The 26,073-nt window shown below is 61.4% G+C and carries 41 protein-coding genes; 9 read left to right on the top strand and 32 right to left on the bottom strand.

The features are described from left to right. Nucleotides 1-2: 2 nt before the first annotated feature. The 5 genes from QQS14_RS03935 to QQS14_RS03915 all read left to right on the top strand — a co-directional run bounded on the left by QQS14_RS03935 (nucleotide 3) and on the right by QQS14_RS03915 (nucleotide 3,780). Nucleotides 3-1,151: an MlaD family protein gene (locus QQS14_RS03935; protein ID WP_285905599.1), complete on the top strand. Its 1,149-nt coding sequence runs from the start codon at nucleotides 3-5 to the stop codon at nucleotides 1,149-1,151. A 15-nt stretch (nucleotides 1,152-1,166) separates the two neighbouring features. Continuing rightward, nucleotides 1,167-1,769: an ABC-type transport auxiliary lipoprotein family protein gene (locus tag QQS14_RS03930; protein WP_285905598.1), complete on the top strand. Its 603-nt coding sequence runs from the start codon at nucleotides 1,167-1,169 to the stop codon at nucleotides 1,767-1,769. Between the two features lie 4 nt (nucleotides 1,770-1,773). Next, nucleotides 1,774-2,349 carry a ribosome biogenesis factor YjgA gene (yjgA, locus tag QQS14_RS03925; RefSeq protein WP_285905597.1) on the top strand — a complete coding sequence of 192 codons (576 nt, stop codon included), beginning with the start codon at nucleotides 1,774-1,776 and terminating at the stop codon, nucleotides 2,347-2,349. Between the two features lie 99 nt (nucleotides 2,350-2,448). Beyond that, nucleotides 2,449-2,718, top strand: a complete 270-nt coding sequence (locus QQS14_RS03920) for a hypothetical protein (protein ID WP_285905596.1) — start codon at nucleotides 2,449-2,451, stop codon at nucleotides 2,716-2,718. Between the two features lie 156 nt (nucleotides 2,719-2,874). Continuing rightward, complete coding sequence (locus QQS14_RS03915) at nucleotides 2,875-3,780, top strand: DMT family transporter (RefSeq protein ID WP_285905595.1); 906 nt, start codon at nucleotides 2,875-2,877, stop codon at nucleotides 3,778-3,780. Here the strand turns inward: QQS14_RS03915 and QQS14_RS03910 are convergent. After that, nucleotides 3,740-4,609: a 1,4-dihydroxy-6-naphtoate synthase gene (locus tag QQS14_RS03910; protein ID WP_285905594.1), complete on the bottom strand. Its 870-nt coding sequence runs from the start codon at nucleotides 4,607-4,609 to the stop codon at nucleotides 3,740-3,742. The genes QQS14_RS03915 and QQS14_RS03910 overlap by 41 nt on opposite strands. A 68-nt stretch (nucleotides 4,610-4,677) precedes the next feature. On the opposite strand from QQS14_RS03910, the gene QQS14_RS03905 reads away from it, so the two are divergent. The 4 genes from QQS14_RS03905 to QQS14_RS03890 all read left to right on the top strand — a co-directional run bounded on the left by QQS14_RS03905 (nucleotide 4,678) and on the right by QQS14_RS03890 (nucleotide 8,522). Next, a complete protein-coding gene (locus tag QQS14_RS03905) occupies nucleotides 4,678-5,409 on the top strand; it encodes a TetR/AcrR family transcriptional regulator (RefSeq protein ID WP_285905593.1) in 732 nt (243 codons plus the stop codon). Continuing rightward, nucleotides 5,397-6,491, top strand: a complete 1,095-nt coding sequence (mqnE, locus tag QQS14_RS03900) for an aminofutalosine synthase MqnE (protein WP_285905592.1) — start codon at nucleotides 5,397-5,399, stop codon at nucleotides 6,489-6,491. Before QQS14_RS03905 ends, mqnE begins: the two co-directional genes overlap by 13 nt. 139 nt (nucleotides 6,492-6,630) lie before the next feature. Next, the gene (gene mqnC, locus QQS14_RS03895; protein WP_285905591.1) at nucleotides 6,631-7,704 is read left to right on the top strand and encodes a cyclic dehypoxanthinyl futalosine synthase; all 1,074 of its coding nucleotides are present in this window, start codon (nucleotides 6,631-6,633) and stop codon (nucleotides 7,702-7,704) included. Then, nucleotides 7,701-8,522: a menaquinone biosynthetic enzyme MqnA/MqnD family protein gene (locus QQS14_RS03890; protein ID WP_285905590.1), complete on the top strand. Its 822-nt coding sequence runs from the start codon at nucleotides 7,701-7,703 to the stop codon at nucleotides 8,520-8,522. Before mqnC ends, QQS14_RS03890 begins: the two co-directional genes overlap by 4 nt. Before the next feature lie 64 nt (nucleotides 8,523-8,586). Here QQS14_RS03890 and QQS14_RS03885 read toward each other — a convergent pair whose 3' ends face one another. The 31 genes from QQS14_RS03885 to fusA form a co-directional block, all read right to left on the bottom strand. Then, a complete protein-coding gene (locus QQS14_RS03885; protein ID WP_285905589.1) occupies nucleotides 8,587-9,480 on the bottom strand; it encodes a selenium metabolism-associated LysR family transcriptional regulator in 894 nt (297 codons plus the stop codon). Between the two features lie 81 nt (nucleotides 9,481-9,561). Next, nucleotides 9,562-10,164, bottom strand: a complete 603-nt coding sequence (rplQ, locus tag QQS14_RS03880; protein ID WP_285905588.1) for a 50S ribosomal protein L17 — start codon at nucleotides 10,162-10,164, stop codon at nucleotides 9,562-9,564. Next, nucleotides 10,154-11,194, bottom strand: a complete 1,041-nt coding sequence (locus tag QQS14_RS03875; RefSeq protein WP_285905587.1) for a DNA-directed RNA polymerase subunit alpha — start codon at nucleotides 11,192-11,194, stop codon at nucleotides 10,154-10,156. Before QQS14_RS03875 ends, rplQ begins: the two co-directional genes overlap by 11 nt. Nucleotides 11,195-11,206: 12 nt before the next feature. Beyond that, nucleotides 11,207-11,833 carry a 30S ribosomal protein S4 gene (gene rpsD, locus QQS14_RS03870; protein WP_285905586.1) on the bottom strand — a complete coding sequence of 209 codons (627 nt, stop codon included), beginning with the start codon at nucleotides 11,831-11,833 and terminating at the stop codon, nucleotides 11,207-11,209. A gap of 15 nt (nucleotides 11,834-11,848) precedes the next feature. Continuing rightward, nucleotides 11,849-12,235 (bottom strand): 30S ribosomal protein S11, encoded by a 387-nt coding sequence (gene rpsK / locus QQS14_RS03865; protein ID WP_285905585.1) that lies wholly within the window; start codon nucleotides 12,233-12,235, stop codon nucleotides 11,849-11,851. Nucleotides 12,236-12,321: 86 nt separating this feature from the next. After that, nucleotides 12,322-12,693, bottom strand: a complete 372-nt coding sequence (rpsM, locus tag QQS14_RS03860; RefSeq protein ID WP_285905584.1) for a 30S ribosomal protein S13 — start codon at nucleotides 12,691-12,693, stop codon at nucleotides 12,322-12,324. Nucleotides 12,694-12,705: 12 nt separating this feature from the next. Further along, complete coding sequence (rpmJ, locus tag QQS14_RS03855; RefSeq protein WP_285905583.1) at nucleotides 12,706-12,819, bottom strand: 50S ribosomal protein L36; 114 nt, start codon at nucleotides 12,817-12,819, stop codon at nucleotides 12,706-12,708. Between the two features lie 129 nt (nucleotides 12,820-12,948). Then, nucleotides 12,949-13,719: a type I methionyl aminopeptidase gene (gene map / locus QQS14_RS03850; protein WP_285905582.1), complete on the bottom strand. Its 771-nt coding sequence runs from the start codon at nucleotides 13,717-13,719 to the stop codon at nucleotides 12,949-12,951. Between the two features lie 2 nt (nucleotides 13,720-13,721). Next, on the bottom strand, nucleotides 13,722-15,029 hold the full coding sequence (secY, locus tag QQS14_RS03845) for a preprotein translocase subunit SecY (protein ID WP_285905581.1): 1,308 nt from the start codon (nucleotides 15,027-15,029) through the stop codon (nucleotides 13,722-13,724). A gap of 25 nt (nucleotides 15,030-15,054) precedes the next feature. Beyond that, nucleotides 15,055-15,501, bottom strand: coding sequence for a 50S ribosomal protein L15 (gene rplO, locus QQS14_RS03840; protein WP_285905580.1), 447 nt, complete (start codon nucleotides 15,499-15,501; stop codon nucleotides 15,055-15,057). Beyond that, complete coding sequence (gene rpmD / locus QQS14_RS03835; protein ID WP_285905579.1) at nucleotides 15,498-15,671, bottom strand: 50S ribosomal protein L30; 174 nt, start codon at nucleotides 15,669-15,671, stop codon at nucleotides 15,498-15,500. The genes rplO and rpmD overlap by 4 nt, the downstream gene beginning before the upstream one ends. Nucleotides 15,672-15,682: 11 nt before the next feature. Beyond that, on the bottom strand, nucleotides 15,683-16,174 hold the full coding sequence (gene rpsE / locus QQS14_RS03830; protein ID WP_285905578.1) for a 30S ribosomal protein S5: 492 nt from the start codon (nucleotides 16,172-16,174) through the stop codon (nucleotides 15,683-15,685). 17 nt (nucleotides 16,175-16,191) lie between these two features. Then, a complete protein-coding gene (gene rplR, locus QQS14_RS03825) occupies nucleotides 16,192-16,551 on the bottom strand; it encodes a 50S ribosomal protein L18 (protein ID WP_285905577.1) in 360 nt (119 codons plus the stop codon). 12 nt (nucleotides 16,552-16,563) lie between these two features. Beyond that, nucleotides 16,564-17,100, bottom strand: coding sequence for a 50S ribosomal protein L6 (gene rplF / locus QQS14_RS03820; RefSeq protein ID WP_285905576.1), 537 nt, complete (start codon nucleotides 17,098-17,100; stop codon nucleotides 16,564-16,566). A gap of 12 nt (nucleotides 17,101-17,112) precedes the next feature. Beyond that, nucleotides 17,113-17,496, bottom strand: coding sequence for a 30S ribosomal protein S8 (gene rpsH / locus QQS14_RS03815; RefSeq protein WP_285905574.1), 384 nt, complete (start codon nucleotides 17,494-17,496; stop codon nucleotides 17,113-17,115). A gap of 15 nt (nucleotides 17,497-17,511) precedes the next feature. Beyond that, nucleotides 17,512-17,697 (bottom strand): type Z 30S ribosomal protein S14, encoded by a 186-nt coding sequence (locus tag QQS14_RS03810; RefSeq protein ID WP_285905573.1) that lies wholly within the window; start codon nucleotides 17,695-17,697, stop codon nucleotides 17,512-17,514. Between the two features lie 11 nt (nucleotides 17,698-17,708). Beyond that, nucleotides 17,709-18,248, bottom strand: a complete 540-nt coding sequence (rplE, locus tag QQS14_RS03805; RefSeq protein ID WP_285905572.1) for a 50S ribosomal protein L5 — start codon at nucleotides 18,246-18,248, stop codon at nucleotides 17,709-17,711. Nucleotides 18,249-18,257: 9 nt separating this feature from the next. Continuing rightward, nucleotides 18,258-18,578: a 50S ribosomal protein L24 gene (rplX, locus tag QQS14_RS03800; protein WP_285905571.1), complete on the bottom strand. Its 321-nt coding sequence runs from the start codon at nucleotides 18,576-18,578 to the stop codon at nucleotides 18,258-18,260. A 12-nt stretch (nucleotides 18,579-18,590) separates the two neighbouring features. After that, nucleotides 18,591-18,959, bottom strand: coding sequence for a 50S ribosomal protein L14 (gene rplN, locus QQS14_RS03795; RefSeq protein WP_155931571.1), 369 nt, complete (start codon nucleotides 18,957-18,959; stop codon nucleotides 18,591-18,593). 17 nt (nucleotides 18,960-18,976) lie between these two features. Next, nucleotides 18,977-19,243, bottom strand: a complete 267-nt coding sequence (gene rpsQ / locus QQS14_RS03790) for a 30S ribosomal protein S17 (protein WP_285905570.1) — start codon at nucleotides 19,241-19,243, stop codon at nucleotides 18,977-18,979. Nucleotides 19,244-19,246: 3 nt separating this feature from the next. After that, on the bottom strand, nucleotides 19,247-19,438 hold the full coding sequence (gene rpmC, locus QQS14_RS03785; protein WP_285905569.1) for a 50S ribosomal protein L29: 192 nt from the start codon (nucleotides 19,436-19,438) through the stop codon (nucleotides 19,247-19,249). 1 nt (nucleotide 19,439) lies between these two features. Then, nucleotides 19,440-19,853, bottom strand: coding sequence for a 50S ribosomal protein L16 (rplP, locus tag QQS14_RS03780; RefSeq protein ID WP_285905568.1), 414 nt, complete (start codon nucleotides 19,851-19,853; stop codon nucleotides 19,440-19,442). Continuing rightward, nucleotides 19,853-20,494 (bottom strand): 30S ribosomal protein S3, encoded by a 642-nt coding sequence (rpsC, locus tag QQS14_RS03775; RefSeq protein WP_285905567.1) that lies wholly within the window; start codon nucleotides 20,492-20,494, stop codon nucleotides 19,853-19,855. Before rpsC ends, rplP begins: the two co-directional genes overlap by 1 nt. Nucleotides 20,495-20,496: 2 nt before the next feature. Further along, on the bottom strand, nucleotides 20,497-20,829 hold the full coding sequence (gene rplV / locus QQS14_RS03770; RefSeq protein ID WP_285905566.1) for a 50S ribosomal protein L22: 333 nt from the start codon (nucleotides 20,827-20,829) through the stop codon (nucleotides 20,497-20,499). Between the two features lie 12 nt (nucleotides 20,830-20,841). After that, on the bottom strand, nucleotides 20,842-21,111 hold the full coding sequence (gene rpsS, locus QQS14_RS03765) for a 30S ribosomal protein S19 (protein ID WP_285905565.1): 270 nt from the start codon (nucleotides 21,109-21,111) through the stop codon (nucleotides 20,842-20,844). A gap of 11 nt (nucleotides 21,112-21,122) precedes the next feature. Then, nucleotides 21,123-21,953 carry a 50S ribosomal protein L2 gene (gene rplB / locus QQS14_RS03760; protein ID WP_285905564.1) on the bottom strand — a complete coding sequence of 277 codons (831 nt, stop codon included), beginning with the start codon at nucleotides 21,951-21,953 and terminating at the stop codon, nucleotides 21,123-21,125. Nucleotides 21,954-21,956: 3 nt separating this feature from the next. Beyond that, the gene (gene rplW / locus QQS14_RS03755; RefSeq protein ID WP_285905563.1) at nucleotides 21,957-22,247 is read right to left on the bottom strand and encodes a 50S ribosomal protein L23; all 291 of its coding nucleotides are present in this window, start codon (nucleotides 22,245-22,247) and stop codon (nucleotides 21,957-21,959) included. Between the two features lie 2 nt (nucleotides 22,248-22,249). Further along, nucleotides 22,250-22,870: a 50S ribosomal protein L4 gene (rplD, locus tag QQS14_RS03750; protein WP_285905562.1), complete on the bottom strand. Its 621-nt coding sequence runs from the start codon at nucleotides 22,868-22,870 to the stop codon at nucleotides 22,250-22,252. A 21-nt stretch (nucleotides 22,871-22,891) separates the two neighbouring features. Beyond that, nucleotides 22,892-23,524 carry a 50S ribosomal protein L3 gene (gene rplC / locus QQS14_RS03745; RefSeq protein ID WP_285905561.1) on the bottom strand — a complete coding sequence of 211 codons (633 nt, stop codon included), beginning with the start codon at nucleotides 23,522-23,524 and terminating at the stop codon, nucleotides 22,892-22,894. 10 nt (nucleotides 23,525-23,534) lie between these two features. Beyond that, nucleotides 23,535-23,855 carry a 30S ribosomal protein S10 gene (rpsJ, locus tag QQS14_RS03740; RefSeq protein WP_345782783.1) on the bottom strand — a complete coding sequence of 107 codons (321 nt, stop codon included), beginning with the start codon at nucleotides 23,853-23,855 and terminating at the stop codon, nucleotides 23,535-23,537. 130 nt (nucleotides 23,856-23,985) lie between these two features. Next, nucleotides 23,986-26,058, bottom strand: a complete 2,073-nt coding sequence (gene fusA / locus QQS14_RS03735) for an elongation factor G (protein WP_285905560.1) — start codon at nucleotides 26,056-26,058, stop codon at nucleotides 23,986-23,988. Nucleotides 26,059-26,073: the final 15 nt, after the last annotated feature.

Genomic DNA, 26,073 nt, shown 5'->3' with positions numbered 1-26,073 from the left:
AGATGGTCAGAAAACAGGATTATTTCAAACTTGGCGCATTCATCATCCTGGGCACCGCTATGCTCATGGCGGTCATCGTCATTCTGGGCGCGGGCCGGTTCTTCAGCACCAGTTTCACCATCGAGACCTACTTCAACGAATCGGTCAACGGCCTGGAGGTGGGCTCGCCGGTCAAGCTGCGCGGCGTGAACATCGGCCGGGTGGCGGACATCGACTTCGTGCTCAACACCTACCCCGGCGCCAGACAGGACGAACGCCGCTACGTCTACGTCATCTGCGACATCGACGACGACGTGTTCGGCGACCTGGACAAGCAGCAGTTCGCCGAAACCATCAAGCAGGAGGTGGCCCACGGCCTGCGGGTTAGGCCCACATCGCTCGGCCTCACCGGCCAGCTCTTTCTCAATCTCACCTACGATTCGGACGCAGAACCCCCGCTGGCCGTGGACTGGATACCGACCACCAACTACGTTCCGGCGGTGCAAAGCACCATGAGCCGCATCGAGGCGGCCGTGACCACCATCAGCAAGACCTTGAGCGGTCTCAGCCAGGAAGATATCGGGGCCATCATCAAGGACATCAAGTCCATCGTCTCGACCATCAATACCTTCATCCAGACCGAAGACGGCAAGGAGGCCGGGAAAAAGATCCTCTCCATCCTCGCCGAAACCCGCGACATCCTGGCCCGGGCCAACCGGCTGCTGGCCGACCCGGCTGCCGAGCGGATCATCCCGGCCACGGCCCGGGCGGTGGAGGGCATGGACCGGCTCATCGCGGCCTCGGAGCAGGATGCGGTGGCCGCCGTCCACGATGCGCGAGCGGCCATGGCCAGCTTCCGTCAGGCGTCCGATGCCCTGGCCCGCACCCTGGCCGATCCGCGCCTGGATCAGGCCATGGCCCAGCTTGCCCCGTCCCTGGAAAACATCGGCAACGCCTCGCGCGACATGGCCGCCGCCGTGGCCAAGGTCCATGCCCTGACCAACCGGCTCAACTCGCTCACTGCCAGCGAGGAGGCAAGCATCCATGCCATCATCGAGGACACCCGCGAGGTAATGGAAAACATCAGGGACATCACCCGCGATGCCAAGCGCTACCCCTCGGGCGTGATATTCGGCAGCCCGCCGACACAGGCCAGACCTGAAACCGATTAACCGGACCCGGAGACCATGAAGAAACTCATCCTGCTCATCGCCCTGGCCCTGGCCTGCACAGCCTGCGTCAAGCTCGGCGGCAAGCCCATCGACAAACGATACTACCGCATCGCCCCGACCAGAGAGCATGTCGCCCCGCCAGCCCAGGACGGCCCGGTGCTCAGCGTCCGCAGGCTGACCATCTCGGAACTCTACAACACCCGCGAGATGGTCTACCAAATGGCCAACGGCCGCATGGAGTCAGACTTCTACAACCTATACTTCATCACGCCGGGCATCATGCTCTCCACCGAGCTGCGCAACTGGCTGGCGGGCTCGGGCCGATTCTCCCACGTCGTGCCCCCGGGCAGCCTGGCCGTGCCCCACCTGACCCTTGAAGGCGTGGTCAACACCCTGTATGGCGACTTCGCTGCCTCGCCCCCGGCGGCCGTCATCTCCATGCAGTTCTTCCTGGTGGACGAATCCACCCCGGACAACGCCATCCTCTTCTCCGGCGACTACACGCAGCGCATTGCCCTGACCCAGCCGAGCGCTGACGAAATGGTCCGGGCGCTGAACCTGGGCACCGGAACCATCTTCACGCAGCTTGAGCGCGATCTGGCGCAGGCGGGGTATTAACACCATGGGCAAACGCAACAACTCACTGTACAGACCCGATGAATTCGACGAGCGCGAATACGGCCCCAGCAAGTCCAAGCTCAAGCGCGACAGCAGCGAGCTTCAGGCCCTGGGCGAGGAATTCGCCGCCCTGGGTGACAAGGTGGTCAAAGAGGCCGGGCTGCCTCCCGAACTGGAATCGGCCCTGCTGCTCATCCGGACCCTGACCAAGCACGAGGCCCGGCGCAGGCACCTGCAATACGTGGGCAAGCTCATGCGCACCTTTGACACCAGCCGCATCCGCGAAATCGTGGCAGCGGCCAGACAGGGCCACGCCGTGCGCACCGAGGCCTTCCACCGAGCCGAACGCCTCAGGGACCGGCTGGTGGACGGGGACGACGAACTGGTGCAGCAACTCTTCGAGGCCCACCCGGATGAAGGCCAGCGGCTGCGCCAGCTGGTGCTGGCCGCCCGGCGCGAAAAGGATGCGGGCAAACCGCCCGCCTCGGCCCGAGCCCTGTTCCGGCTGCTGCACGGCCTGACCAGGACATCGCCACACGCCCCCACCGACACCCCCGAAGCCGGGGACGACCTGCACTAGAAGCCCGTTAATAACCGTCCTTCCCCTTGACGTCAGCGGTTGCAGGATTATCTACATACCTAAAGCAATTCCTGCTACACGCATCCACAAGGAGACATCATGGTCATTCATGAATATGCCGGCATCATCACCGAACTCAAGGATCACGACTGCCCGCACTGCAACCGGGCCATGGAGCCCTGGCTCGCCCCGCCCGAAACAGGCTGGGGGGTCATCCTCATCTGCAACAACAACAGTTGCCCCTTCTACCTCGGCTCCGAAGAGGACATCGAAAACAAGCGCGACGACTCGCACCTGGGCTGCCGCTTCGCCCTGGACCCGGGCAACGGCTACAAGCCGGTCAACGTCCTGGCCGTCTGTCCCCACTAGCCCGGAACCCAATCGATCAAACGCCAAAGGCCTCGCACGATGCGGGGCCTTTGTCTTTTCCGATGGCTATCATGCCAAAAAATGGTGTCTTATCCAGTTCCCAAGCCAGCCCCCGAATGATAGACCTCCCTACCGACTGACGAAAAGGAAGGATCAATGACGCTGACGCAAGGCAAGGGACTGGCTGTCGTGGCGCTGCTGACGGGTGTGACCCTGTGGGCCAGCTCGTTTGTGGTGCTCAAGGTGGCCTTCACCCGGTTCGACCCCATGGTGGTCATTTTCGGGCGCATGGCCGTGGCCTCGCTGTGCTTTCTCCTTGTCTTCAGGCATCTCTCCCGTACGGTCAAGTATCAGCCCGGAGACTGGAAGCTGCTCCTGTTCATGGGCTTTTGCGAACCAGGGCTCTACTTCATCTTCGAGGCCATGGCCCTGACCTACACCGACGCCTCCCAGGCGGGCATGATCTGCGCCCTGCTGCCGCTGATGGTGGCCGTGGCCGCGCGCTTCCACCTGGGCGAACGCATCTCCCGGCGCACCCTCTCGGGCTTTGTCCTGGCCATTGCGGGCGCGGTGGCCCTGTCCGCAGCCGCAAAACCCAGCGTCAGCGCCCCCAATCCGGCCCTGGGCAACTTCCTCGAATTCATGGCCATGGTCTGCGCCACCGGCTACATGGTCACCCTCAAGGGCCTCACCCCGCGCTACAACCCCTGGTTCCTGACCATGATCCAGGCTTTCTTCGGCTCCATCTTCTACTTTCCGCTGCTCTTCCTGCCGACCACCACCCTGCCCGTCGCCTTCGACCCCGTGGGCGTCGGGGCCATCCTCTTCCTCGGCGTGTTCGTCACCATCCTGGCCTACGGCTCCTACAACTTCGGCATGTCCAAGATTCCGGCCAGCCAGGCGTCCGCCTTCATCAACCTGATCCCGGTCATCACCCTGGTCTTCGGCTGGTTCTTCCTGGGGGAGATGCTGACCCCCTTCCAGTACCTGGCGTCGGCCGTGGTCCTGGGCGGGGTGTTCCTCAGCCAGGACCGCACGCGGCCGGTTCCCTCCGCCGCGTGATGAACACGGGGCAGTCCCGCCCCGCATCAGGCTGCGCCTCGGCCAGCAGCCGGGTCATGGCCCGCTCCCCGGCCTCGCCCACATCAAGGCTGTAGTCGGTCACGAATGTCTCGATGTGCCGGAGGATGACCGTGTCGTCCATCTCCTGGGCATGGGCCTTGACGTAATCCCACGCCCCCTGCGGATTGGCCCGCGCGGCCAGCAGGCTGCGGCGGATCGCCTCGTTCATGGCCTGCGCCGCCTCCTGGCCCATGGAGCGGCGCATGGCGATGGCCCCCAGCGGGATGGGCAGCCCGGAATGCGCCTCCCACCACGCCCCCAGGTCCAGGATACGCGCCAGCCCCTTTGCCGCGTAGGTGAACCGCCCCTCGTGGATGACCACCCCTGCGGCCACCCGTCCGGCCACCACTGCCTCCATGACCTCGTCAAAGACCATGGGCACGACCTCGACGGAAATCCCGGCCTCGCGGCAGCACAGCCCAAAGAGCAGGGCCGCAGTGGTCATGCGCCCGGGAATGGCCACCCTCGCGCCGTTCAGGGCGGCCAGCCCGCCCGAAGCCTCGCGCCCCACCAGCACCGGGCCGACACCGTGACCCATGGCCCCACCGGCGCGCAGCAGAACATACTCGTCCAGAATCCCGGCCACGGCCGCGGCCGAGACCTTGACAACGTCCAGACGCCCGGCAGTGGCCATGGCGTTGAGTTCCTCCACATCGGCCAGGGTCACCGCAATCGCCCCGGGCCACGGGACCGCCCCGGTAGCCAGGGCGTGAAAGATGAAGGTATCGTTGGGACACGGCGAAAAACCCATCTTGAGCGCTTCAGGCATTCCTTATCCTCTTTGATCGCTGCACGGTTGCATCGGGTTGACAGGCTCATCCGGCACGGATACACAAAGTGACCACCTGGTCACCACTACCGGACCCCGCCCGCAAGGGCAAGAAGGAACCCATGGAATCCCGCAACCAGACCTTCGAGAACCTGCCCGGCGACAAGCGCGAGCGCGTGCTGGCCGAGGCCACGCGCGAATTCGCCGAGCACGGCTACCATCAGGCGAGCGTCAACCGCATGGTGCAGCGGCTGGGCATCGCCAAGGGGTCGCTCTTCAAGTATTTTGGTTCCAAGCAGGGTATCTTCGAGTATCTTTTCGGCCAGACCGTGGCCGAGTTCAAGAAGCCCCTCAAGGCCATCAGGGACGATGCGAGCGGCGACCTCTTCGAGCGCATCGAGCGGACCCTGCTGGCCGGGGCCGACTTCGTGGCCACCCATCCGCTGGTCTACAGCATCTACCTCAAGATGGTCTACCAGGAGGGGTTCCCCATGCGCGACACCTTCCTGAGCGAGATACGCCGCGCCTCCGACAAATTCCTGCGCACCCTGGTGGCCAACGCTGCGGAATCGGGCCAATTGCGACCGGACATCGACCCGGACATGGCCGTGCTCCACCTGGACGCGGTCATGGACCGTTTCCTCCAATCCTGCGCCGTGGCAGCCCTGAACCCGGGGGTCGCGACCATCCCGGACCGGGCGACCATCCGGGCCAGAGCCAGAGGTGTGGCCGATTTTCTGCGCCACGGCCTGGGTGGCCCCCTCCATCAGCAATCCAAGGAAATCCAATGCAAATCCTGAGAAGCGACTTCTTCGAGAACATGGGCCTAGCCGACATCCGGGCCAAGGTCGAGAACGGCGAGCGGCTCTCCCATGACGACGGCATGCGCCTCTTCGACTGCCCCGAGCCCCTGGCCGTGGGTGCCTTGGCCCAGCGCGTGCGCACCCGGCTGCACGGAGACAAGGCGTTCTACGTGATCAACCGCCACATCAACTACACCAACATCTGCGTCAACGGCTGCACCTTCTGCGCCTACCAGCGCGAGGACGGCCAGCCCGGCGGCTTTGTCCTCTCCCCGGACGAGGTGCTGGCCCGTATCGACGCCGCGCCCCTGCCTCCGCGCGAAATCCACATCGTGGGCGGCTGCCACCCCACCCTCGGCCTCGACTACTTCGAGACCCTGCTGCACACCGTGCACCAGCGCCTGCCCGAGGCCGTGCTCAAATGTTTCACCGCCGTGGAGATCGCCCACTTCGCCAGACTCGAAAACACGACCACCCGCCAAGTGCTTGAGCGCCTCAAGGCCGCCGGGCTGGGCATGCTCCCGGGCGGCGGGGCCGAAATCTTCGCCCCGGCCGTGCGCCAGCGCATCTGTCCGCGCAAGTCCACGGCCGAAGAGTGGCTGGCCGTCCACGAGGAGGCCCACGCCCTAGGCATCAAGACCAACTGCACCATGCTCTTCGGCCACGTCGAATCCCGCGCCGACCGCATCGACCACCTCATCCGGCTGCGCGAGAGCCAGGATCGAAGCCAAGGCTACACCTGCTTCATCCCCCTGCCATTTCTGACCGAAAACAGCCAATTGGCCATAAACAACCCCCTGACCGGCCTCGAAGAGCTGCGCACCATCGCCGTCAGCCGCCTGATGCTCGACAACATCCCGCACATCAAGGCCTACTGGGTCATGCTCGGCGTCAAGCAGGCCCAGGCCGCCCTCAAGTTCGGCGCCGACGACTTCGACGGCACCGTGGTCGAGGAAAAAATCGGACACGAGGCTGGAGCCACCAGCGAACAGGGACTGACTCGCGCCGAACTCGAAGCCATGATCCAAGGCTGCGGCTGCACCCCCACCGAACGCGACGCGCATTTCAACGAGATATAGAGGTGCCTCCGGCGGCCGGGGGAAGGGAAGGGGGGAAACCCTTTTCAAAGGGTTTCCCCCCTTCCCCCTGGACCCCCATCCCATCCCCTTTCCTAAACTTTTTGGTGGAGGGGGGAGTGGGGAAGAAAAAAGGGAAGGAATGAAAGTGATAGAGAGAATTTTCGGGAAGGTTCTGGATGGGGAGCGGATCGGGGCTGACGAGGCCATGATCCTGCACGATCAGGCGGAGCTGGCCGACCTGGGGTGGCTGGCCCATCGGGTGCGGCTGGCCAGGCATCCCGAGCCGGTGGTCACCTATGTGGTGGACCGCAACATCAATTATTCCAATATCTGCGTCTGTTGCTGCACGTTCTGCGCGTTTTATCGCGAGCCGGGCCAGGAAGGCGGCTATGTGCTCTCCTTTGACGAAATCAGCCGCAAGATCGAGGAGACCATCGCCCTGGGCGGCACGCAGATTCTCATGCAGGGCGGCCATCATCCGCATCTGCCCCTTTCCTGGTACGAGGAGATGCTGTCCCACATCAAGGCCAAACACGCCATCCACATCCATGCCTTTTCACCGCCGGAGATCGTCTTCCTAAGCGAGCTTGAGCGCATCCCGGCGGCCGAGGTCATCGGGCGGCTTCGCAAGGCCGGGCTGGATTCCATCCCGGGCGGCGGGGCCGAGATCCTGGTGGACGAGGTCCGCTCCCGGGTCGCGCCCAACAAGTGCCCGGCCGGGCAGTGGCTGGCGGTCATGGAGGAGGCCCACGCCCAGGGGCTGCGCACCACGGCCACCATGATGTTCGGCCACCTGGAGAGCGTGGAGCAGCGCGTGGAGCACATGCTGGCCGTACGCGAGGCGCAGGACCGCACTGGCGGATTCACCGCCTTCATCCCCTGGACCTTCCAGCCCGACCACACCGCCTTGAGCCATTGCCGCAAGCTGACCAGCGTGGAATACCTGCGCACCCTGGCCCTGTCGCGCATTCTCCTCGACAACGTGGACAACATCCAGGTCTCCTGGGTGACCATGGGGCCGAAGATCGCCCAGCTGGCCCTCTTCTTCGGCGGCAACGACTTCGGGTCCACCATGATCGAGGAGAACGTGGTCCGGGCCGCAGGTGTCTCCTTCAGCCTCTCGCGCCAGGAAATCCACCGCCTCGTGAAGGACGCCGGATTCACGCCCAGGCAGCGGACCATGGCCTACGGCATGGTGGAGGCCGGATCATGAGCATGCGCATTGGCAAGATCGGCTACCTCAACGTCCTGCCCATCTACCATCCGCTGGAAACCGGGATCATCGACAACGACTTCTCCATCGTCTCCGGCCCGCCCTCGGCCCTGAACCGGCTCATGGACGCGGGCCAGCTCGATGTCTCGGCCGCGTCGAGCATCGAATACGCCCGCCATCCCGATAAATACCTGCTCCTGCCCGACATCGCCATCGGCAGCCGGGGTCCGGTGCAGAGCGTGCTGCTCCTCAGCCGCGAGCCGGTGGAATCCCTGGACGGGGCAACCATCCTGGTCAGCGCCCAGACCCACACCTCGGCCGCCCTGCTCCGCGTCTTGCTGGCCGAGTGGAAGGTCCACACGCGTTTCGTCACCGGCGACGCCACAGCCATCCTCTCAGGAGGCGACAGGCCCCAGGCCATCCTGTGCATTGGCGACGAGGCCCTCAACCTGCGTTTTCACCCGGACTACCCGGTGCGCACCGATCTTGGCGAGGCGTGGCGCGCCCTGACCGGCCTGCCCTTCATCTTCGGCGTGTGGATCGCCCGGCGCGACAGTCTGGCTCGGAGCAAAGCAGCCATGCGTCGGGCCTGCGAGGCGCTGATCGAGGCGCGGCTATGGGGCGAGGCCAACATCACCTCCATGTGCGCCCTGGCTGCGGAGCACAGCTGCCTGAGCCAGCAGGAATTGCGCTCGTACTTTGCCGGGCTGGTCTACGATCTGGGCGAGGCGGAAATCCAGGGCATGACTCTCTTCTATCGCCGACTGGCCGAGCACGGCCTCATCGACGCCGTGCCGCCCCTGCGCTTTCTCCCCTGACCCCGACCACGCGAAAAGGCCCGGACGGAAACCGCCCGGGCCTTTTCGCGTCTTTGCCCAGCCTTCACAGGCCCAGGCAGTGATCCACGAACGCCTTGTACGCCGGGAACATCTGGCGATCCCTGTGAAAGACAAGGTAAAAGCGGCGTCGCCCCATCAACTCGGGTACATCAAGGCGAACCAGCGCCCCGCTCTCCACCATCTGCCGGGTGGCCAGGTGGGAGGTGACGCTCAACCCAACGCCGCTGAGCACATGGGCCACGGCCTCGCAGGTGCCGTCCACCCAGCAGCGGACATTGATGTCCTGCAAACTCAGGCCGAGGCCGGCCAGAGTGTCTTCCAGCGCGCGCCGGGTGGCTGAACCGCGCTCGCGCATGACCCACGGCAGCCCGGTCAGATCGCGCACGGACAGGGGGCCGCTCACGGTGGGCAGCCACGGGGCGGCGCTCGACGCCACCACCACGGTCTCATCTTCGAACAGGGGATGCACGGCCAGTTCGTCATTCTCGGGCCGGTGGCCCATCAGACCAAGGGGCCATTGTCCATCAACAACCCGGGTCGCGACCTCGGACGAGTCGCCTGTCTGGACGCGGAAGGAGACCAGGGGGTAACGCTGGCCGAACCCGGCCAGAAAGCCGGGAAGGATGTGATGGGCCGGGATGGTGCTGCACCCGATGACCAGCTCGCCCACCACCTGGTCGCGCAGGGTCTCGATGCTTGACCGCGCCTGAGCGACCTGACTGAATATGGCGCGGGCGCTCCGGTAGAGAATGTCGCCCGCCTGGGTCGGCAGGACCCGGCGGCCCAGGCGATCGAAAAGACGGACCCCGAGTTCGGCCTCCAGATTGGCAACGTGGGAGCTGATGGTCGGCTGCGAAAGGAACATCACCTCGCCAGCCCGGGAAAAGCTCTGCGTCTCGTAGACATGGCAGAACGCCTCAAGCTTGCGGATATCCATGCTCCCTCCCTGTGACCGTCTGGTGGTCGGTGCGCAAAGAAAAAGGGGCAGGTCAATGACCTGCCCCTCATAACACGCCGTTTAGGCTTCTTTTTTCGGATCGGGCTCCTCGGCAGGCGCTTCCTCGACGGGAGCCTCCTCGACGGGAGCCTCCTCGGCGGGGGCTTCTTCGACGGGAGCTTCCTCTGGGGCAGGCGCTGTCTCCTCGGCCGGAGCCTCGGCCTTGGGGGCCGCCTTTTTGGCCGGAGCCTTTTTGGCCGGAGCCTCTTTCGCAGCGGTATCCGCAGCCTTTTCCTCGACCTTCTCCGGTGCCGGAGCATCGGACGCCTTCTTGGTCAGCTCGATGATGACCATGGGGGCGCAGTCGCCGGTGCGGGGCTGGGAGAGCTTGATGATACGGGTATAGCCGCCCTGACCACCGGCAAAGCGCGGGCCGATCTCGTCAAAGAGTCGCTGCACCAGCTGGTGGTTGCCCAGGACCTTGTAGGCCTGGCGGCGGGCATGCAGGTCGTTGCGAAGAGCCAGAGTGATGAGCTTGTCGACAACGCGGCGAAGTTCCTTGGCCTTGACATCAGTGGTGCGGATCTGCTCGTAGGTCAGGAGCGCACGGGCCATGTTCTTGAACATGGCGGTGCGGTGAGAATTGGACCGATTCAGCTTGCGACCGGACTTTCTATGCCTCATTTTTCTCTTTCCTCTTCAACCATTCCTGGTATTTCTTGTCAAAATCCTCGACGCCCATGCCAAACTTGAGGCTCATGGAGTCCAGAACGCGACGAATCTCGTCCAGGGACTTGCGGCCGAAGTTCTTGGTCTTGAGCATGGCCTGCTCGCTGCGCTGAACCAGTTCGCCCACAAGCTGGATGTTGGCGGCCTTCAGGCAGTTGGTGGCCCGAACCGAGAGTTCGAGTTCATCAATGCTCTTGAAGAGGTTCGGGTTCAGATCGATGGAGCTGTCCTCCTCCTCCCTGGTCTCGGAGGAGAGTTCATCAAAGTTGATGAACACGGACAACTGGTCCTTGAGGATTTTGGCGCTGTAAGCGCAGGCGTCCTCGGGGGTGACGGACCCATCGGTCCAGACCTCAAGGATGAGCTTGTCGTAGTTCGTCATCTGGCCGACGCGGGCCTGCTCCACGGAGTAGGCGACCTTCTTGACCGGCGAGAAGCTGGCATCAAGGATGATGGAACCAATCTCCTCGGTCAACCCCTCGTGCATGTCGGCGGGCATGTAGCCCTTGCCCATGCGCACTTCAAGCTCCATCCGCAGGGGGCGGTCCTCAGTCAGGGTGGCGACGAGCTGATCGGTGTTCAGAATTCTGACATTCTGATTTTCCTGGATCATGCCAGCGGTCACCCGGCCCTTGGTATCGGCCTCGAGAACGAGCCTCTGGGGCTCATCGGTGGTCATGGCTATGCGAACCTGCTTGAGGTTGAGCACGACCTCCGTCATGTCTTCGAGAACACCGGGCAGCGTCGTGAACTCGTGCTGCACTCCCTCTACGGAGGCGGCAACAATGGCACACCCCTGCATAGAGGAAAGAAGAACCCGGCGCATGGCATTGCCAATGGTGGTGGCATAGCCGCGCTCAAGGGGCTCGCAGATGAACTTCCCGTAGCGGTTGGTGGACTTGGAGTCGCGCACCAGCTTCTCGGGTTTTACCAGTTCACTCCAGTTGCGGGTGTTGATGAGTTTGTCGCCGTTCTCAATAAGCATGAAGTCCCCTATTTACTTGGAGTACAATTCGACAATGAGCTGCTCGTTGATCGGGAACTGGATGTCGTCCCGGCTCGGCATGGCCTTAACCGTGCCCTTGAAGTTGGCGCCGTCGGACTCCAGCCAAGCGGGGCAGCCGCGGCGGGCGATGACTTCCTGGGCCTCATTGATCACGGGAATCTTCCGTGCCTCCTCGCGAACCTGGATGACATCCTCGGCCTTGACCTGCATGGACGGGATGTTCACCCGGCGGCCGTTGAGGATAAAGATGCCGTGACGCACCAGCTGGCGCGCCTGGTCGCGGGAATTGGCGAATCCAAGACGATAGATGACGTTATCGAGACGGCGCTCAAGCAGCATCAGCAGGTTGTGGCCCGTGACGCCCTTCATGCCGTCGGCGCGCTCGTAGTAGGCGCGGAACTGACCCTCAAGGATGCCGTACATGCGCCGCACCTTCTGCTTCTCGCGAAGCTGGACGGCGTAGTCGCTCATCTTGTGGCGCATGCGACCGGCGTGTCCCGGGGGGTAGGGACGCTTCTCGTAGGCGCATTTGTCGGTGTAGCAGCGATCGCCCTTGAGGAACAGCTTGGTTCCCTCGCGGCGGCACAGCTTGCATTTTGCTTCGGTATATCTAGCCACGATTCATCTCCTTCATTAGACCCTGCGGCGTTTGGGCGGACGGCAACCATTGTGGGGAATCGGCGTGATATCCCGAATGAAGGTCACCTTGAAGCCAGCGTTGTTGATGGCGCGCATGGCGGCCTCGCGTCCGGAGCCGGGGCCCTTGACGTAGATGCCCACGGTACGCATGCCGGAATCCTGGGCCCGCTTGGCCGCAGCCTCGGCGGCCATCTGAGCCGCAAAAGGAGTGGACTTGCGGGAACCCTTGAAATGGGCACCGGCCGAAGCCCAGCTGATCACATTGCCCTTGACATCGGTGAAGGTCACGATCGTGTTGTTGAACGTGGCCTTGACGTGTGCGATGCCAACGGGAATGATCTTTTTCTCTTTCTTCTTCCCAGTTCGACGGGGTTTAGCCATTGCCTTGATCTCCGTTGAATAAAAGTCTTTAAAAACGCGACAGCGGCTCCCGAAGAGCCACCCGCGCTAGATTCTCAGTACCGACGCTATTTCTTCTTGCGGCCCATGACAGAGCGGCGCGGACCCTTGCGGGTGCGAGCGTTGGTCTTGGATTTCTGCCCGCGAACGGGAAGACCGCGACGATGGCGCAGGCCGCGATAGCAGCCGATGTCCATCAGGCGCTTGATGTTGGTCGTGATCTCGCGGCGCAGGTCGCCCTCGACCTTGTGGTTGTTTTCGATCTCGGTACGGATGACGTTGACTTCCTCGGCGGAGATATCATCGGAGCTCTTGCGCCAGTCAACGTTAACGGTTTCGAGAATCTGCAGGGCCATGGCCCGACCGATGCCGAAAATGTAGGTCAGCGCAATGTCCATGCGCTTGTTTCTCGGCAGATCAACACCAGCTATACGTGCCATAGTTATATCCCTCTATCCTTGACGCTGTTTGTGCCTGGGGTTGTCGCAAAGGACACGCAAGACACCGTTGCGTCTGATGATTTTGCACTTGGAACACATTTTCTTAACAGAAGGTCTGACTTTCATGACCGACTCCAGACTGTCTTAATAAATCATAACGCCTAAGCCCCACCGGGGGCTGGCCATTGAAAACGAAGCTGCGATTTATACAGCGTTTCGATATAAAGAGCAAGCCCGAATCTGCGCCCCGAAAGGCTAGTCTGACAGACTCAGGATCATGGGCCCGTCGGAGGTGATGGCCACGGTGTGCTCGAAATGAGCGGACAGCTTCCTGTCCTTGGTCACCGCAGTCCACTTATCCTCAAGGACTTCAACTTCGTAGGTCCCAACCGTGACCATCGGCTCAATGGCGAGCACCATGCCGGCTTTGAGAGGAATGCCAGCCATGCCCTTGGGGACGAAGTTGGGGATCTCGGGCTTCTCGTGGAGATGGCTTCCGATCCCGTGTCCGACGAATCGACGGACTATACCAAAGCCGAACCCTTCAACATATGACTGTATTGCCGCGGAAATGTCATAAAGGTTGTTGCCGGGAACAGCCTGCTCGATACCTATGTTCAGCGACTCACGGGTGATATCCATGAGCCTTTGGGCCTCGTCCGAAATCTGCCCCACCGCGAAGGTGCGGGCGGAATCTCCGTAGAACCCCTCGTGCACGACGCCCATGTCGAAGCTGACGATGTCGCCCTCGACCAGAATGCGCTCCCGGGACGGAAAGCCGTGCACGATCTCCTCATTCACAGAACAACACAGGGCAAAGGGAAATCCCTGGTAGCCGAGAAACGCCGGGCGAACCCCGTGCTCCTCGCATCTGGCCCGGCATATTTCCTCGAAGAGCATGGTCGGGACGCCTGGTTTGACGTTCTCGCCCAGTTCGTCGAGAATCAGGGAAACAATGCGATTGGCCTCGCGCATGAGGCCAATCTCTTTGTCGTTTTTGAGGAAGATCCCCCTGAATTTCTTCAAGACTATCTTCCCTTGCCTGCCTTGCCGAGCAAGCCCTCGTACTGACGCGAAATCAGGTAGGACTCGATCCGGCCCATGAAGTCCATGGCCACGCCAACCACGATCAGCAGCGAGGTGCCGCCGAAGTAGAAAGGCACGCCAAAGTTGGAAATCAGCACCATCGGCAGCACGCAGACCGCAGACACGTAGAACGCGCCCCACAGGGTGATGCGGGCGAGCACCTTGTCAATGTATTCACGGGTGCGCGCGCCCGGGCGGATGCCCGGGATGAAGCCGCCCTGCTTCTGGATGTTCTCCGCTATTCCCTTGGGATCGAACATGATCGCCGTGTAGAAATAGCAGAAGAAGATGATGATGCCGATAAACATCAGGTTGTAGATTATGGAATCAGGGCTCAGGAATGACGAGATGTCCTGAAGCCACTGCACGCTGGAGAACTGGGCCAGGGTGGCCGGGAACATCAGGATGGACGAGGCAAAGATCGGCGGGATGACGCCCGCGGTGTTGATCTTCAGCGGCAGGTGCGTGGTCTGCCCCCCGAACATCTTTCGACCCATCTGCCGTTTGGCGTAGTGGATGGGAATCCGGCGCTGGCCGCGCTCCATGAAGACGATGAAGGCCAGGGTGGCCACCATGAAGACACCGATGAACAGGAGCACGAACAGGGTGATCTCGCCCATGGTCATCAGGCGCACGGTATTGATGGTCGCGCTCGGGAGCCCGGCCACGATACCCGCGTAGATGATCATGGAGATGCCGTTGCCTATGCCCTTCTCGGTGATCTGCTCGCCAAGCCACATCAGGAAGATGGTGCCCGCAGTCAGGGTGAGCACCGTCATCAGCTTGAAGCCCAGGCCCGGAATCAGGACCATGGGGGCCCCGGTGGGGCTGGCCGCGCTCTCGAGTCCGGCCGCAATGGCAAAGCCCTGGACCACGGTGATGAGCACGGTGCCATACCTGGTGTACTGGGTGATCTTCTTGCGCCCGGCCTCGCCCTCCTCCTTCTGCAGTCGTTTCAGCTCGGGCGAAACGACTGTCAGAAGCTGGAGGATGATCGAGGCGGAGATGTACGGCATGATTCCCAGGGCGAAGATGGACATATTGGAAAGTCCGCCGCCCGAGAACATGTCGAAGATGCCGAACAGGGTATTTTGCGCGTTGGCAAAAAATTCAGCCAACGCGGCACTGTCGACGCCGGGAATCGGGATATGGATGCCAATCCGGTAGACAGCAAGCAAAGCGAAGGTCCAGAGCAGCTTTTTTTTCAGCTCCGGCACTCGGGCAAGATTCTCAACTCCTGACATCGCCACAATAACCCTTCCGATACTCTATGAGTTATGCCTCGACGGCCTTGGCGTTGCCGCCGGCCTTGGCAATCTTTTCCGCGGCCGATGCGCTGAAGCGATGCGCCTCGATGGTCACGGCCTTGTCGATTTCTCCGGTGGCCAGCACCTTGACGGCCGCACCGTTCTTGATAACGCCGCGCTCGTACATGTCGGCCAGGGTGATCTCGTCCTTGCCGTCGAACATGGCCAGCAGGCGGCCGATGTTGACGACTTCGTATTCCTCACGGAAGAGGTTCTTGAAGCCGCGCTTGGGCAGACGGCGGGCCAGGGGCATCTGGCCGCCCTCAAAGCCCGGACGCACACCGCCACCGGCGCGGGCGTTCTGGCCCTTGTGGCCCTTTCCGGCCGTCTTGCCGGAACCGGAGCCCGAGCCGCGGCCTATGCGCTTGCGGTTCTTCGTCTCTTCAGGAAACGGGTACAGTTCATGAAGTCTCATGATTCGGTTACCTCCACCAGGTGTCGCACTTTATAGATCATGCCCCTGATGACCGGATTGTCCTCGTGGGTCTTTTCCTGCCGGATTCTGCGCAGGCCCAGGGAGTCAAGGGTCTTGACCAGGCCGGGCTTGACCGCGATCCTGCTTTTGATCAGCTTAACTTTCAACACGTCGATCTCCTTTACTTTCTCGGCGTGGACACCGAGACGCCGCGCTGGGCGGACACGCTCTCGGCGCTGCGCAGGGATTCAAGACCGGCGATGGTGGCCCGCAGCACGTTGTGCGGGTTGTTGGTGCCGATGGCCTTGGTCAGGATATCGTGAACACCGACCGCCTCCATGATGGCACGCACCGGGCCACCGGCGATGATGCCGGTACCGCGGCTGGCAGGCTTGAGCATGACCCGGCCCGCGCCGTAGCGGCCCAGCACCTCGTAAGGCAGGGTGCCGTCCAGCAGGGGAACGGTGATCATGTTCTTTCTGGCCCGCTCGGATGCCTTGCGGATGGCCTCGGGCACTTCGTTGGCCTTGCCCAGTCCGTAACCGACCCCACCCTCACCGTCACCGACGACCACCAGGCAGCTAAAGCTGAAACGGCGGCCACCCTTGACAACCTTGGCGACGCGATTGAGGTAGACGATTTTTTCGATCAGTCCACTTTCATTTTGTTCCATTGTACTTTCCTAGCTGCCTAGAATTTCAGCCCGCCCTCGCGGGCACCGTCGGCAAGAGCTTTGACCTTGCCGTGGTAGATATAGCCATTGCGGTCGAAGACCACGGACTCGATATGTTTTTCGAGCGCCTTGGCGGCAATGTCCTTGCCCACCTTGGCGGCGGAGTCCTTGTTGGCCTTCAGTGTTTCGCCCGCCCTGTTCAGCACCTGAGTGCTGGACGAGGCCAGGGTGGTTCCGGTCACGTCGTCAACCAGCTGCGCATAGAGATGCTGGTTGGAACGGAAGACCACCAGCCGAGGCCGGGCCTGGGTGCCGGAGATCTTCTTCCTGATGCGGGGCTTGCGCAGAAGCCTCTGATCGTTCTTACTCTTACTCATGGCTTATTACCCTTACTTCGCGCCGGATTTACCAGCCTTGCGGCGGATAACTTCGTCGATGTACTTGATGCCCTTGCCCTTGTAGGGTTCCGGCGGACGAACGCGGCGGATGCGGGCCGCGACCTCTCCGAGAAGCTGCTTGTCGATCCCCTGGAGGATCAGCTTGCTGCCCTCGACCCGGGCCTCGATGCCAGACGGCAGATCGAACTCGACCGGATGGGAGAACCCGACGTTCAGGACCACCTTGGGCCCTTGCACGGACACCTTGTAGCCGACGCCGATGACCTCCAGGCCCTTCTCGAAGCCCTTGGAGACACCCTCGACGCAGTTGGCCAGGAGCGAGCGGCGCAGACCGTGCTGGGCGCGCGCCTCGCGCGTGTCGTCAGCACGGGTGACGGAAACCTTGCCATCCTCGACAGCGTAAGCCACGGTCGGATGGACCGCGGTCGTCAGGGTACCCTTGGGGCCCTTGACCTGGATCTCGGAGGCTCCAACAGACACCTCAACACCCGAAGGTATTTCGATGGGATTTTTTCCAATACGAGACATTGTGGAACCTCACTACCAGATTTCGCACAGCAGTTCGCCGCCGACATTGGCCTCTTTGGCCTTGGCGCCTTCGAGCACCCCCATGGAGGTGGACACGATACAAATGCCGATACCGTTTTGCACGCGGGGGATGTCAGAAGCACCTACATATACGCGGCGGCCGGGCTTGCTGACCCTCTTCAGGCCAGTGACAAGCGGTTTTCCGTCTGCGTATTTGAGGGTAATACTGATGTCCCTGTCCTCGACAGCGTAGTCGGCGATATAACCTTCTTCCTTCAGGATACCCGCGATGGAAGTCTTCATTTTGGAACACGGCACGACGAGATCGTTATGATGCGCGCCGTAGGCGTTCCGGATGCGGGTCAACATGTCGGCTACAGGATCAACAACAGCCATTTCATTTCTCCTTGATTACCAGCTCGACTTGCGAACACCGGGCAGCTCCCCGGCGAGAGCCTTTTTACGGAAGCAGATACGGCAGACGCCGTAACGCCTCAGAAATGCCCGAGGACGGCCACAAATCGGGCACCGATTGTATGCGCGAACCTTGAACTTGGGTTTGCGGCGTGCCTTAACGCGAATGCTTGTCTTGGCCACTTTCCGTCCTCCTACTTTTTAAAGGGCATGCCAAGGAGATCAAGAAGCATCTTGCCTTCCTTGTCTGTCTTGGCGCTCGTGCACACGGTCACGTTCATGCCCTTGACCAATTCCACCTTGTCGATATCGAGCTCGGGGAAAATGGTGTGCTCCTTGATACCCATGGTGAAGTTCCCGCGACCATCGAACCCGCGATCGGGAATGCCGCGAAAGTCGCGCACCCGGGGCAGGGCAAAGCTCACGAGTCTGTCGTAGAAGTCCCACATGGCGCTGCCGCGCAGCGTGACGCGCGTGCCGATGGGCATGCCCTCGCGCAGCTTGAACTGGGCGATGGACTTCTTGGCCTTGGTCACCACGGCCCGCTGTCCCGCGATGGCGGTCAGCTCCTCAACGGCGGGTTCGATGAGCTTGCTGTTCTGGCTTGCTGCACCCAGGCCGATGTTCAGGGAGATCTTGGTCAGTTTGGGGATCTCCATGGAGGAACTGTAGCCGAACTCCTTCTGGAGCTCAGGGACTACCTTTTCCGCATATACTTTTTCCAGACGAGTCATTGGTACACCTTACTTGAAGACTTCGTTGCACTTCTTGCAGAAACGAAGCTTCTTGCCGTCTTCGGTCTTCTTGTACCCGATCCGCGTGGGCTTGGTGCACGCATCGCACACCACAGCCACATTGGATACATGGATCGGGGCTTCCTTTTCAATAATCCCGCCGGGCTGCTGGGCATAGGGATTGGCTTTGGTGTGACGCTGGACCATGTTGACCTTCTCAACGAGGACGGTGTCCTTCTTGGGCAGAATCTTGAGCACCTTGCCGATCTTTCCCTTGTCCTTCCCGGCGATGACCATGACCTTGTCGTCTTTGCGTATCTTGGTCTTCATCTGCATATCCTCTTACAGGACCTCGGGGGCGAGGGAAACGATCTTCATAAAGCCGGCTGCACGCAGCTCGCGGGCCACGGGACCGAAAATTCGGGTTCCCACGGGCTCGCCGTTGTTGTTGAGCAGCACAGCGGAATTGTTGTCGAACTTGATGTAGGAGCCGTCGGGACGACCCACTTCTTTCTTGGTCCGAACGACCACCGCCTTCATGACCGCGCCCTTCTTCACCTTGGAATGGGGCATGGCCTCCTTGACGGACACTACGATAATATCGCCGACGCTGGCATAGCGGCGCTTGGACCCGCCGAGCACCTTGATGCACGCGACCCTTTTGGCCCCGGAATTGTCAGCGACGTCGAGGTTGGATTCAACCTGTATCATGGTATTTCCTCCTAACCCTAGACGGCCTTTTCGAGGATTTGCACCAAGTGCCACCGCTTGCGGCGGCTCATGGGCCTCGATTCGACAATCTGCACCTTGTCGCCAACACCGCAGTCGTTGGCCGGATCATGGGCCATGAACTTCTTGCGGCGGCGGATGTACTTCTTCAGCAGCGGATGCTTGACCAGGGTCTCGACCCGGACGACAATGGTCTTGTCCCCCTTGTCGGAGACGACCTGGCCGGTGAGCACTCGCCTGTTGCCTGTGTGTTTGAACTCAGCCATTGGTTACGCTCCCTGTCGTTCCTGCTGGATAGTCAGGATACGGGCGATGGTCTTTTTGACGCCGCTCAGCTGCCGGGTGTTATCAAGCTGCGCAGTCGCATGCTTGAAACGCAGGCCGAAGAGTTCCTTGCGGGACTCGACCAGCTTCTCGACCAGCTTGGCGTCGTTCAGTTCACGAAGTTCCTTGGAAGTCATCTTACAGACCCTCCTTGACAACGATGGTCGTCTTGATCGGCAGCTTGTAGGAGGCACGCTTGAGCGCTTCCTTGGCCAGCGCGATATCGACGCCCTTCACTTCGTACATGATCCGGCCCGGTCTCACCGGGGCGACCCAACCGTCGGGCGCGCCCTTTCCCTTGCCCATGCGGACTTCCGCGGGCTTGGAGGTGACGGGGACATCCGGGAAGATGCGTATCCAGACCTTACCACCGCGCTTGATGTGCCGCATGATGGCGACACGAGCGGATTCAATCTGCTGGCTGGTGATCTTTCCGTGCTCCAATGCCTTCAGCCCGATATCGCCGAAGGACACGCTGTTACCCCGTTGGGCCTTGCCTCTGTTGCGGCCTTTCTGCCGCTTTCTGAATTTCACTCTTTTTGGAGCAAGCATTACTGTTCCACCTCTTTGTCCAGAATCTCACCCTTGAAGATCCAGACCTTGACACCGATGACGCCGTAGGTCGTGTGGGCCTCGGCAAAACCGTAGTCGATGTCGGCACGGAGGGTGTGCAAAGGCACACGCCCATCACGGTACCACTCGCCGCGCGCGATTTCGGCGCCAGCAAGGCGACCGGCACACGCGACTTTGATACCCTCGGCGCCGAATTTCCTGGCAAGGCCCACCGTACGCTTCATGGCACGGCGGAAGGCAATTCTGCGTTCGAGTTGCTGGGCAATGCTCTCAGCTACGAGCTGAGCTTCAACCTCCGGTCGACGGATCTCGTTGACCTCAATGGTGAATTCGTTTTGAAACTTGCCGCGCAATTCCTCGCGCAGCTTCTCTATCTCTACACCTTTGCGGCCGATGACGATTCCCGGACGCGCGGTGTGGATGATCAGGCGAATCTTTCCGCCAGCGCGCTCGATCTCAAGGCGGGCAATGCCAGCCTGAAAGAGCTTCTTCTTGACGAACTTGCGAATCTGATCGTCCTGCAAAACAAAGGCAGGATAATCTTTCTTGCTGTACCAGCGGGACAGCCAGTTCTTGTTATACCCCAGACGAAACCCGTAAGGATGTACTTTCTGTCCCATAACTACATTTCCTTCACTACGATGGTGATATGGCTCGTGCGCTTCCTGACGCGATAGGCGCGGCCCATGGCACGGGGCTGGATGCGTTTCCAGGTGGGGCCTTCGTTGACCATGACCGTATCCACAATCAGGGCGTCCACGTCCACTCCAGGCATCTGCTCCGCGTTGGAAATGGCGGAATAGAGCACCTTGCTGAGAATCTTGGCGGCCTTCTTCGGGGTAAACCGAAGAATGTTGAGGGCGTCCTCAACGGCCTTGCCCTTGATGTTCTCGGCAACGATGCGGGTCTTGCGCGGAGACACGCGAATGTATTTGGCGACTGCTTTGGCTTCCATAATGGTCTCCCCCTACTTCTTCTTGTCGGCCGCGTGGCCGAAGTAGGTGCGGGTGGGCGAGAACTCGCCGAGCTTGTGACCGACCATGTTTTCGGTCACGAACACGGGGATGAACTTGCGGCCATTGTGGACGGCGAAGGTCATGCCGACCATCTCGGGGATGATCGTGGAGCGGCGCGACCAGGTCTTGATCACGCGGCGATCCTGGTTCTCCGCAGCCACTTGGACTTTCTTTATCAGGTGGCCGTCGAGAAACGGGCCCTTCTTAAGAGATCTTGGCATTACTTATACTCCTACTTCTGGCCGCGGCGCTTGACGATGAGCTTCGCAGAAGCCTTCTTCTTGTTGCGGGTCTTGTAACCCTTGGCCGGGACACCCCACGGCGAGACCGGATGACGGCCGCCGGAGCTGCGGCCCTCGCCGCCGCCGAGCGGATGGTCCACCGGGTTCATGGCTACGCCACGCACCTTGGGACGACGGCCAAGCCAGCGGTTGCGGCCAGCCTTGCCGATCTTGATCGACTCGTGGTGGACGTTGCCCACCTGGCCGACAGTGGCGCAGCATGCGGCCAGCACCTTGCGCACTTCGCCAGAGGGCATACGCAGCAGGGCGTACTTGCCTTCCTTGGCGATGAGCTGGGCATAGGTGCCTGCGGCGCGGCAGAACTGGCCGCCACGGCCCGGGTGCAGCTCAATGTTGTGCACGATGGTGCCGGTGGGCACCTGGCTGAGCTTCATGGCGTTGCCGGGCTTGATGTCCGCACCCTCGCCGGAGAGGATGCTGTCGCCCTGGTTGAGGCCCACCGGGGCCAGGATGTAGCGCTTCTCGCCATCGGCGTAATGCAGGAGCGCGATGCGGGCGCTGCGGTTCGGATCGTACTCGATCTCGGCCACCTTGGCGGGAATGCCAAGCTTGTTGCGCTTGAAATCAATGATGCGATACAGCGTCTTGTGCCCTCCGCCACGGCGGCGGGCAGTGATGCGACCATTGTTGTTGCGACCGGCCTTTTTGACCAGGCCCTTGGTCAGCGACTTCTCGGGAGTGGTCCGGGTGATCTCGGCAAAGTCGGAGATCGTCTGGAACCGGCGGCCCGGAGAAGTAGGCTTCAGCTTGCGGGTTGCCATGTGTTACACTCCCTCGAAGATTTCGATCTTGTCGCCTTCCGCGAGCTTGACGTAGGCCTTCTTGTAACCGGAGATACGACCGGTGACGCGGCCAAACTTCTTGCGCGGCATGGCTTGTTTTCTGACGATGTTCACGGACTCGACTTTGACGTCAAAGGCTGCCTCGACGGCCTTCTTCACCTCGATCTTGTTGGTATCGGGGTGGACGTAAAAAGAGACGTGATTGGACTGCTCCTTGGCTTCGTTGGCCTTCTCGGAGACAACGGGCTTGAGCAATATCTTGGAATAATCCATGACTATTTCAACCTCTCTTGAACGTCTTCGGCGGCGGCCTCGAGCATGACCAGCTCGGGATACAGCAGCACGTCGTAAACATTCAGCTTGTCGGCCTCAATGACCTTGACGTTCGGCAGGTTCCGGGCCGAGAGGGCCAGGGTGCTGTCAGCGTCCTTGGCCACGATCAGGGTCTTGCCGAGTCCGAGATTCCGAACAATGGCCGCAAAGGCCTTGGTCTTGACCTCGGCCAGGTCGATGGCCTTGAGCACGGTCATCTTCTGCTCAGCCACCCGGGAAGACAGGGCCATCTGCAAGGCCAGCTTGCGGACCTTCTTGTTGACCTTGAACGTATAGTCGCGGGGCTGCGGGCCAAAGGTCACCGCGCCGCCGCGCCACAAGGGCGAGCGGGTGGAGCCTGCGCGGGCGCGGCCGGTGCCTTTCTGGCGCCAGGGCTTGCGTCCGCCGCCGCGCTTCATGCCGCGCGTTTTGGTGGCGTGGGTTCCGCTGCGTTTCGCGGCGCGCTGGGCGCGCACAACGAGGTTGAGGATCTCGGGTTGGATTTCAACCTCGAAGACCTCGGGGGCCAGCTCTATGTCGCCCACTTTCTGATTATTCTGATCTACAACTTGCAATTTTGCCATGACGTATACCTCCAGCCCCGGCTAGCCGTTCTTGCGGATCATCACGAAGCCGTTGTTGGGTCCGGGCACTTGGCCCTTCACCACCAGGACATTGTCCTCGGGCCTCACATCGATGATCTCCACGTTGCTCAAGGTCACGCGCGCGTTCCCCATCTGGCCGGGCATCTTCTTGTTCTTCCAGACCCGGCCGGGGTAGGTGGCGTTGCCGATGGAACCGGGAACGCGATGCACCTTCTCGGCACCGTGGGACGCACGGGAACCGGAGAAGTTGTGGCGCTTCATGACACCCTGAAAGCCCTTGCCCTTGCTGGTGCCCGTCACTTTGACCTTTTCACCTGCCGAGAAAATATCGACGGTGATCTCCTGGCCAAGCTCGTAGCCGTCCACACCGTCAATGGGAAATTCCCTGAGGTGGCGGTAGAGGTCCTTTCCGGCCTTGGCCATGTGGCCTTTCATGGGCTTGTTGACCTTGCGTTCGGCGATGGCGTCATAGCCGAGTTGCAGGGCGTTGTAGCCTTCCTTGTCCTGCGTCTTGATCTGCATGACCGGGCAGGGGCCCGCCTGAATCACGGTGACGCAGCAGACGCTGCCGTCATCCTTGAAAATGCGGGTCATGCCCAGCTTCTTTCCGAGTATTCCAAGCTTCTTAGGCATATTGGTACTCCTAGAGCTTGATTTCGACGTCCACACCGGCGGGCAGCGAGAGCTTGCCCAGGGCGTCAACGGTCTGCTGAGTGGGTTCCAGAATGTCCAAAAGACGCTTGTGGATGCGCATCTCGAACTGCTCGCGGGACTTCTTGTCCACGTGAACGGATTTCTGGACGGTATTACGATGAATGTCGGTGGGCAGGGGCACGGGGCCGGCAATAGCCGCACCGGTATTCCGGGCCGTGTCGACGATCTCGTTCACGGCCTTGTCCAGAATACGGTAATCGTATGACTTCAATTTGATTCTGATGCGATCGCTCGCCATCGAAGCAGCCATAGTGCTTTCTCCTCAAAGGATTTATCTTCGCCGCGCCCGAAAAATTGCGGGCGCGCAATTTCGCAGCGGTCGGGTTGTGTACTCTCAACACGCCGCGTCTGTCAAGCGAAGGGAAAATCCCGGCTCGTCGTTAATCTTTCTTTGTCATCAACTCTTCGGCCAAGCTGTTCGGCACCTTCTCATAGTGATTGAACTGCATGGTAAACGTGGCGCGTCCCTGGGTCTTGGAGCGCAGGTCCGTCGCGTAGCCGAACATCTCGGACAGCGGGACATAGGACCGCACCACCTGCACGCCGGGCCGGGCTTCCATTTCGCCCACGCGGCCGCGACGGCCATTCAGATCACCCATGACATCGCCCAGGTAATCCTCGGGCGTGACCACTTCCACGGACATGATGGGCTCCAGCAGCACGGGCTTGGCTCCCTTGCATGCCTGCTTGATGGCCATGGAACCGGCAACGTAGAACGCCTGTTCGCTGGAGTCCACCTCGTGGAACGAGCCGAAGACCAGCTTGACCTTGACATCGACCACCGGGAACCCGGCGACGATGCCGTTCTTCAGGGCATCCTTGATGCCCTTGTCCACGGCGGGAATGTATTCCTTGGGAATCACGCCGCCCTTGATCTCGTCCGCGAACTCGTAGCCCTTCTCTGGGTTGGGCTCGATCTCGATGACGACGTGGCCGTACTGGCCGCGGCCGCCCGACTGCTTGGCATGCTTGACATCCGCCTTGTTCGGCGCGGAAATGGTCTCGCGATACGCAACGCGGGGCGCGCCCACGTTGGCGTTGACGTTGAACTCCCGCAGGAGACGGTCAACAATGATCTCGAGATGCAACTCACCCATTCCGGCGATAAGGGTCTGTCCGGTCTCCTCGTCAGTCTTGACGCGGAAGGACGGGTCCTCCTTGGCGAGCTTGACAAGGGAGTTGGACAGGTTGTCGCGGTCGGCCTTGGTCTTGGGCTCAATGGCCACTTCGATGACCGGCTCCGGGATATCCAGGGATTCGAGCACCACCGCCTGCTTGAGGTCAGCCAGGGTGTCGCCGGTAGCCAGGTTCTTGAGCCCCACGGCGGCGACGATGTCGCCAGCGTAAGCCTCTTTTATCTCTTCACGCTTGTTGGCGTGCATTTTGAGCAGTCGTCCGATGCGCTCCTTCTTGCCGGTGGCGCCGTTCATGAAGGTGGCACCGCTTTCGATCTTGCCGGAGTAAAGGCGCAGGAAGGTCAGGTGGCCCACAAAGGGGTCGGTCATCAGCTTGAAGGCCAGAGCGGCCAAGGGCTTGTCGTCGTCGCACGGGCACTCGATCTCGTCGCCGGTGTCGGGGTTGATACCCTTCATCACCTCGATGTCCAGCGGCGACGGCATGAAGTCCACAACCGCGTCCAGCAGCTGCTGCACGCCCTTGTTGCGGAAGGCGGTGCCGCACAGCACAGGGCAGATGGCCAGGGATGTGGTGGCCTTGCGCACGCCCTCGCGAATCTCCTCGGGGGTCAGCTCCTCGTCAGCCATGAACCTTTCGAGCAGGGTTTCGTCCTCCTCGGCAACGGCCTCGATCATCTCGGCGCGCATCAGTTCGTATTGGTCCTGAAGATCAGCGGGAACGTCGGCGACCTGGAAGGTGGCTCCCTTGTCCTGCTGGTCGAAGATGTAGGCCTTGCCCTCGATCAGATCGACCATGCCGACAAACTCGTCCTCGGCCCCGATGGGAATCTGCACGGGCACGGCCTTGGCGTTGAGCCGGGTCTTCATCATGGAGACGCAGCGATAGAAATCGGCCCCGATGCGGTCCATCTTGTTGACAAAGGCCATGCGCGGGACGCGATAGCGGTCGGCCTGACGCCAGACGGTCTCGGACTGGGGCTCGACACCGGCCACGGAATCGAACACGGCCACGGCACCGTCGAGCACACGCAGGGCGCGCTCCACTTCCATGGTGAAATCGACGTGCCCGGGGGTGTCGATGATGTTGATGCGATGGTCGCGCCAGTTGCAGGTGGTGGCGGCGGAGGTGATGGTGATGCCGCGCTCCTGCTCCTGAACCATCCAGTCCATGGTGGCTTCGCCGTCATGGACTTCGCCCAGTTTGTGGGAGACGCCGGTATAAAACAGAATGCGCTCGGTCGTCGTGGTTTTGCCCGCGTCGATGTGGGCCATGATGCCGATATTGCGCTGCTTGTTTCTGGGAACCATTCTTGGCACAGTAATACTCCGGGT

The sequence above is a fragment of the Pseudodesulfovibrio pelocollis genome (genome assembly GCF_030282845.1).
GTDB classification, from domain to species: domain Bacteria; phylum Desulfobacterota; class Desulfovibrionia; order Desulfovibrionales; family Desulfovibrionaceae; genus Pseudodesulfovibrio; species Pseudodesulfovibrio pelocollis.
The sequence above is the reverse complement of the archived record's forward strand: the minus strand, read 5'-3'. Positions and strand labels throughout refer to the sequence as shown.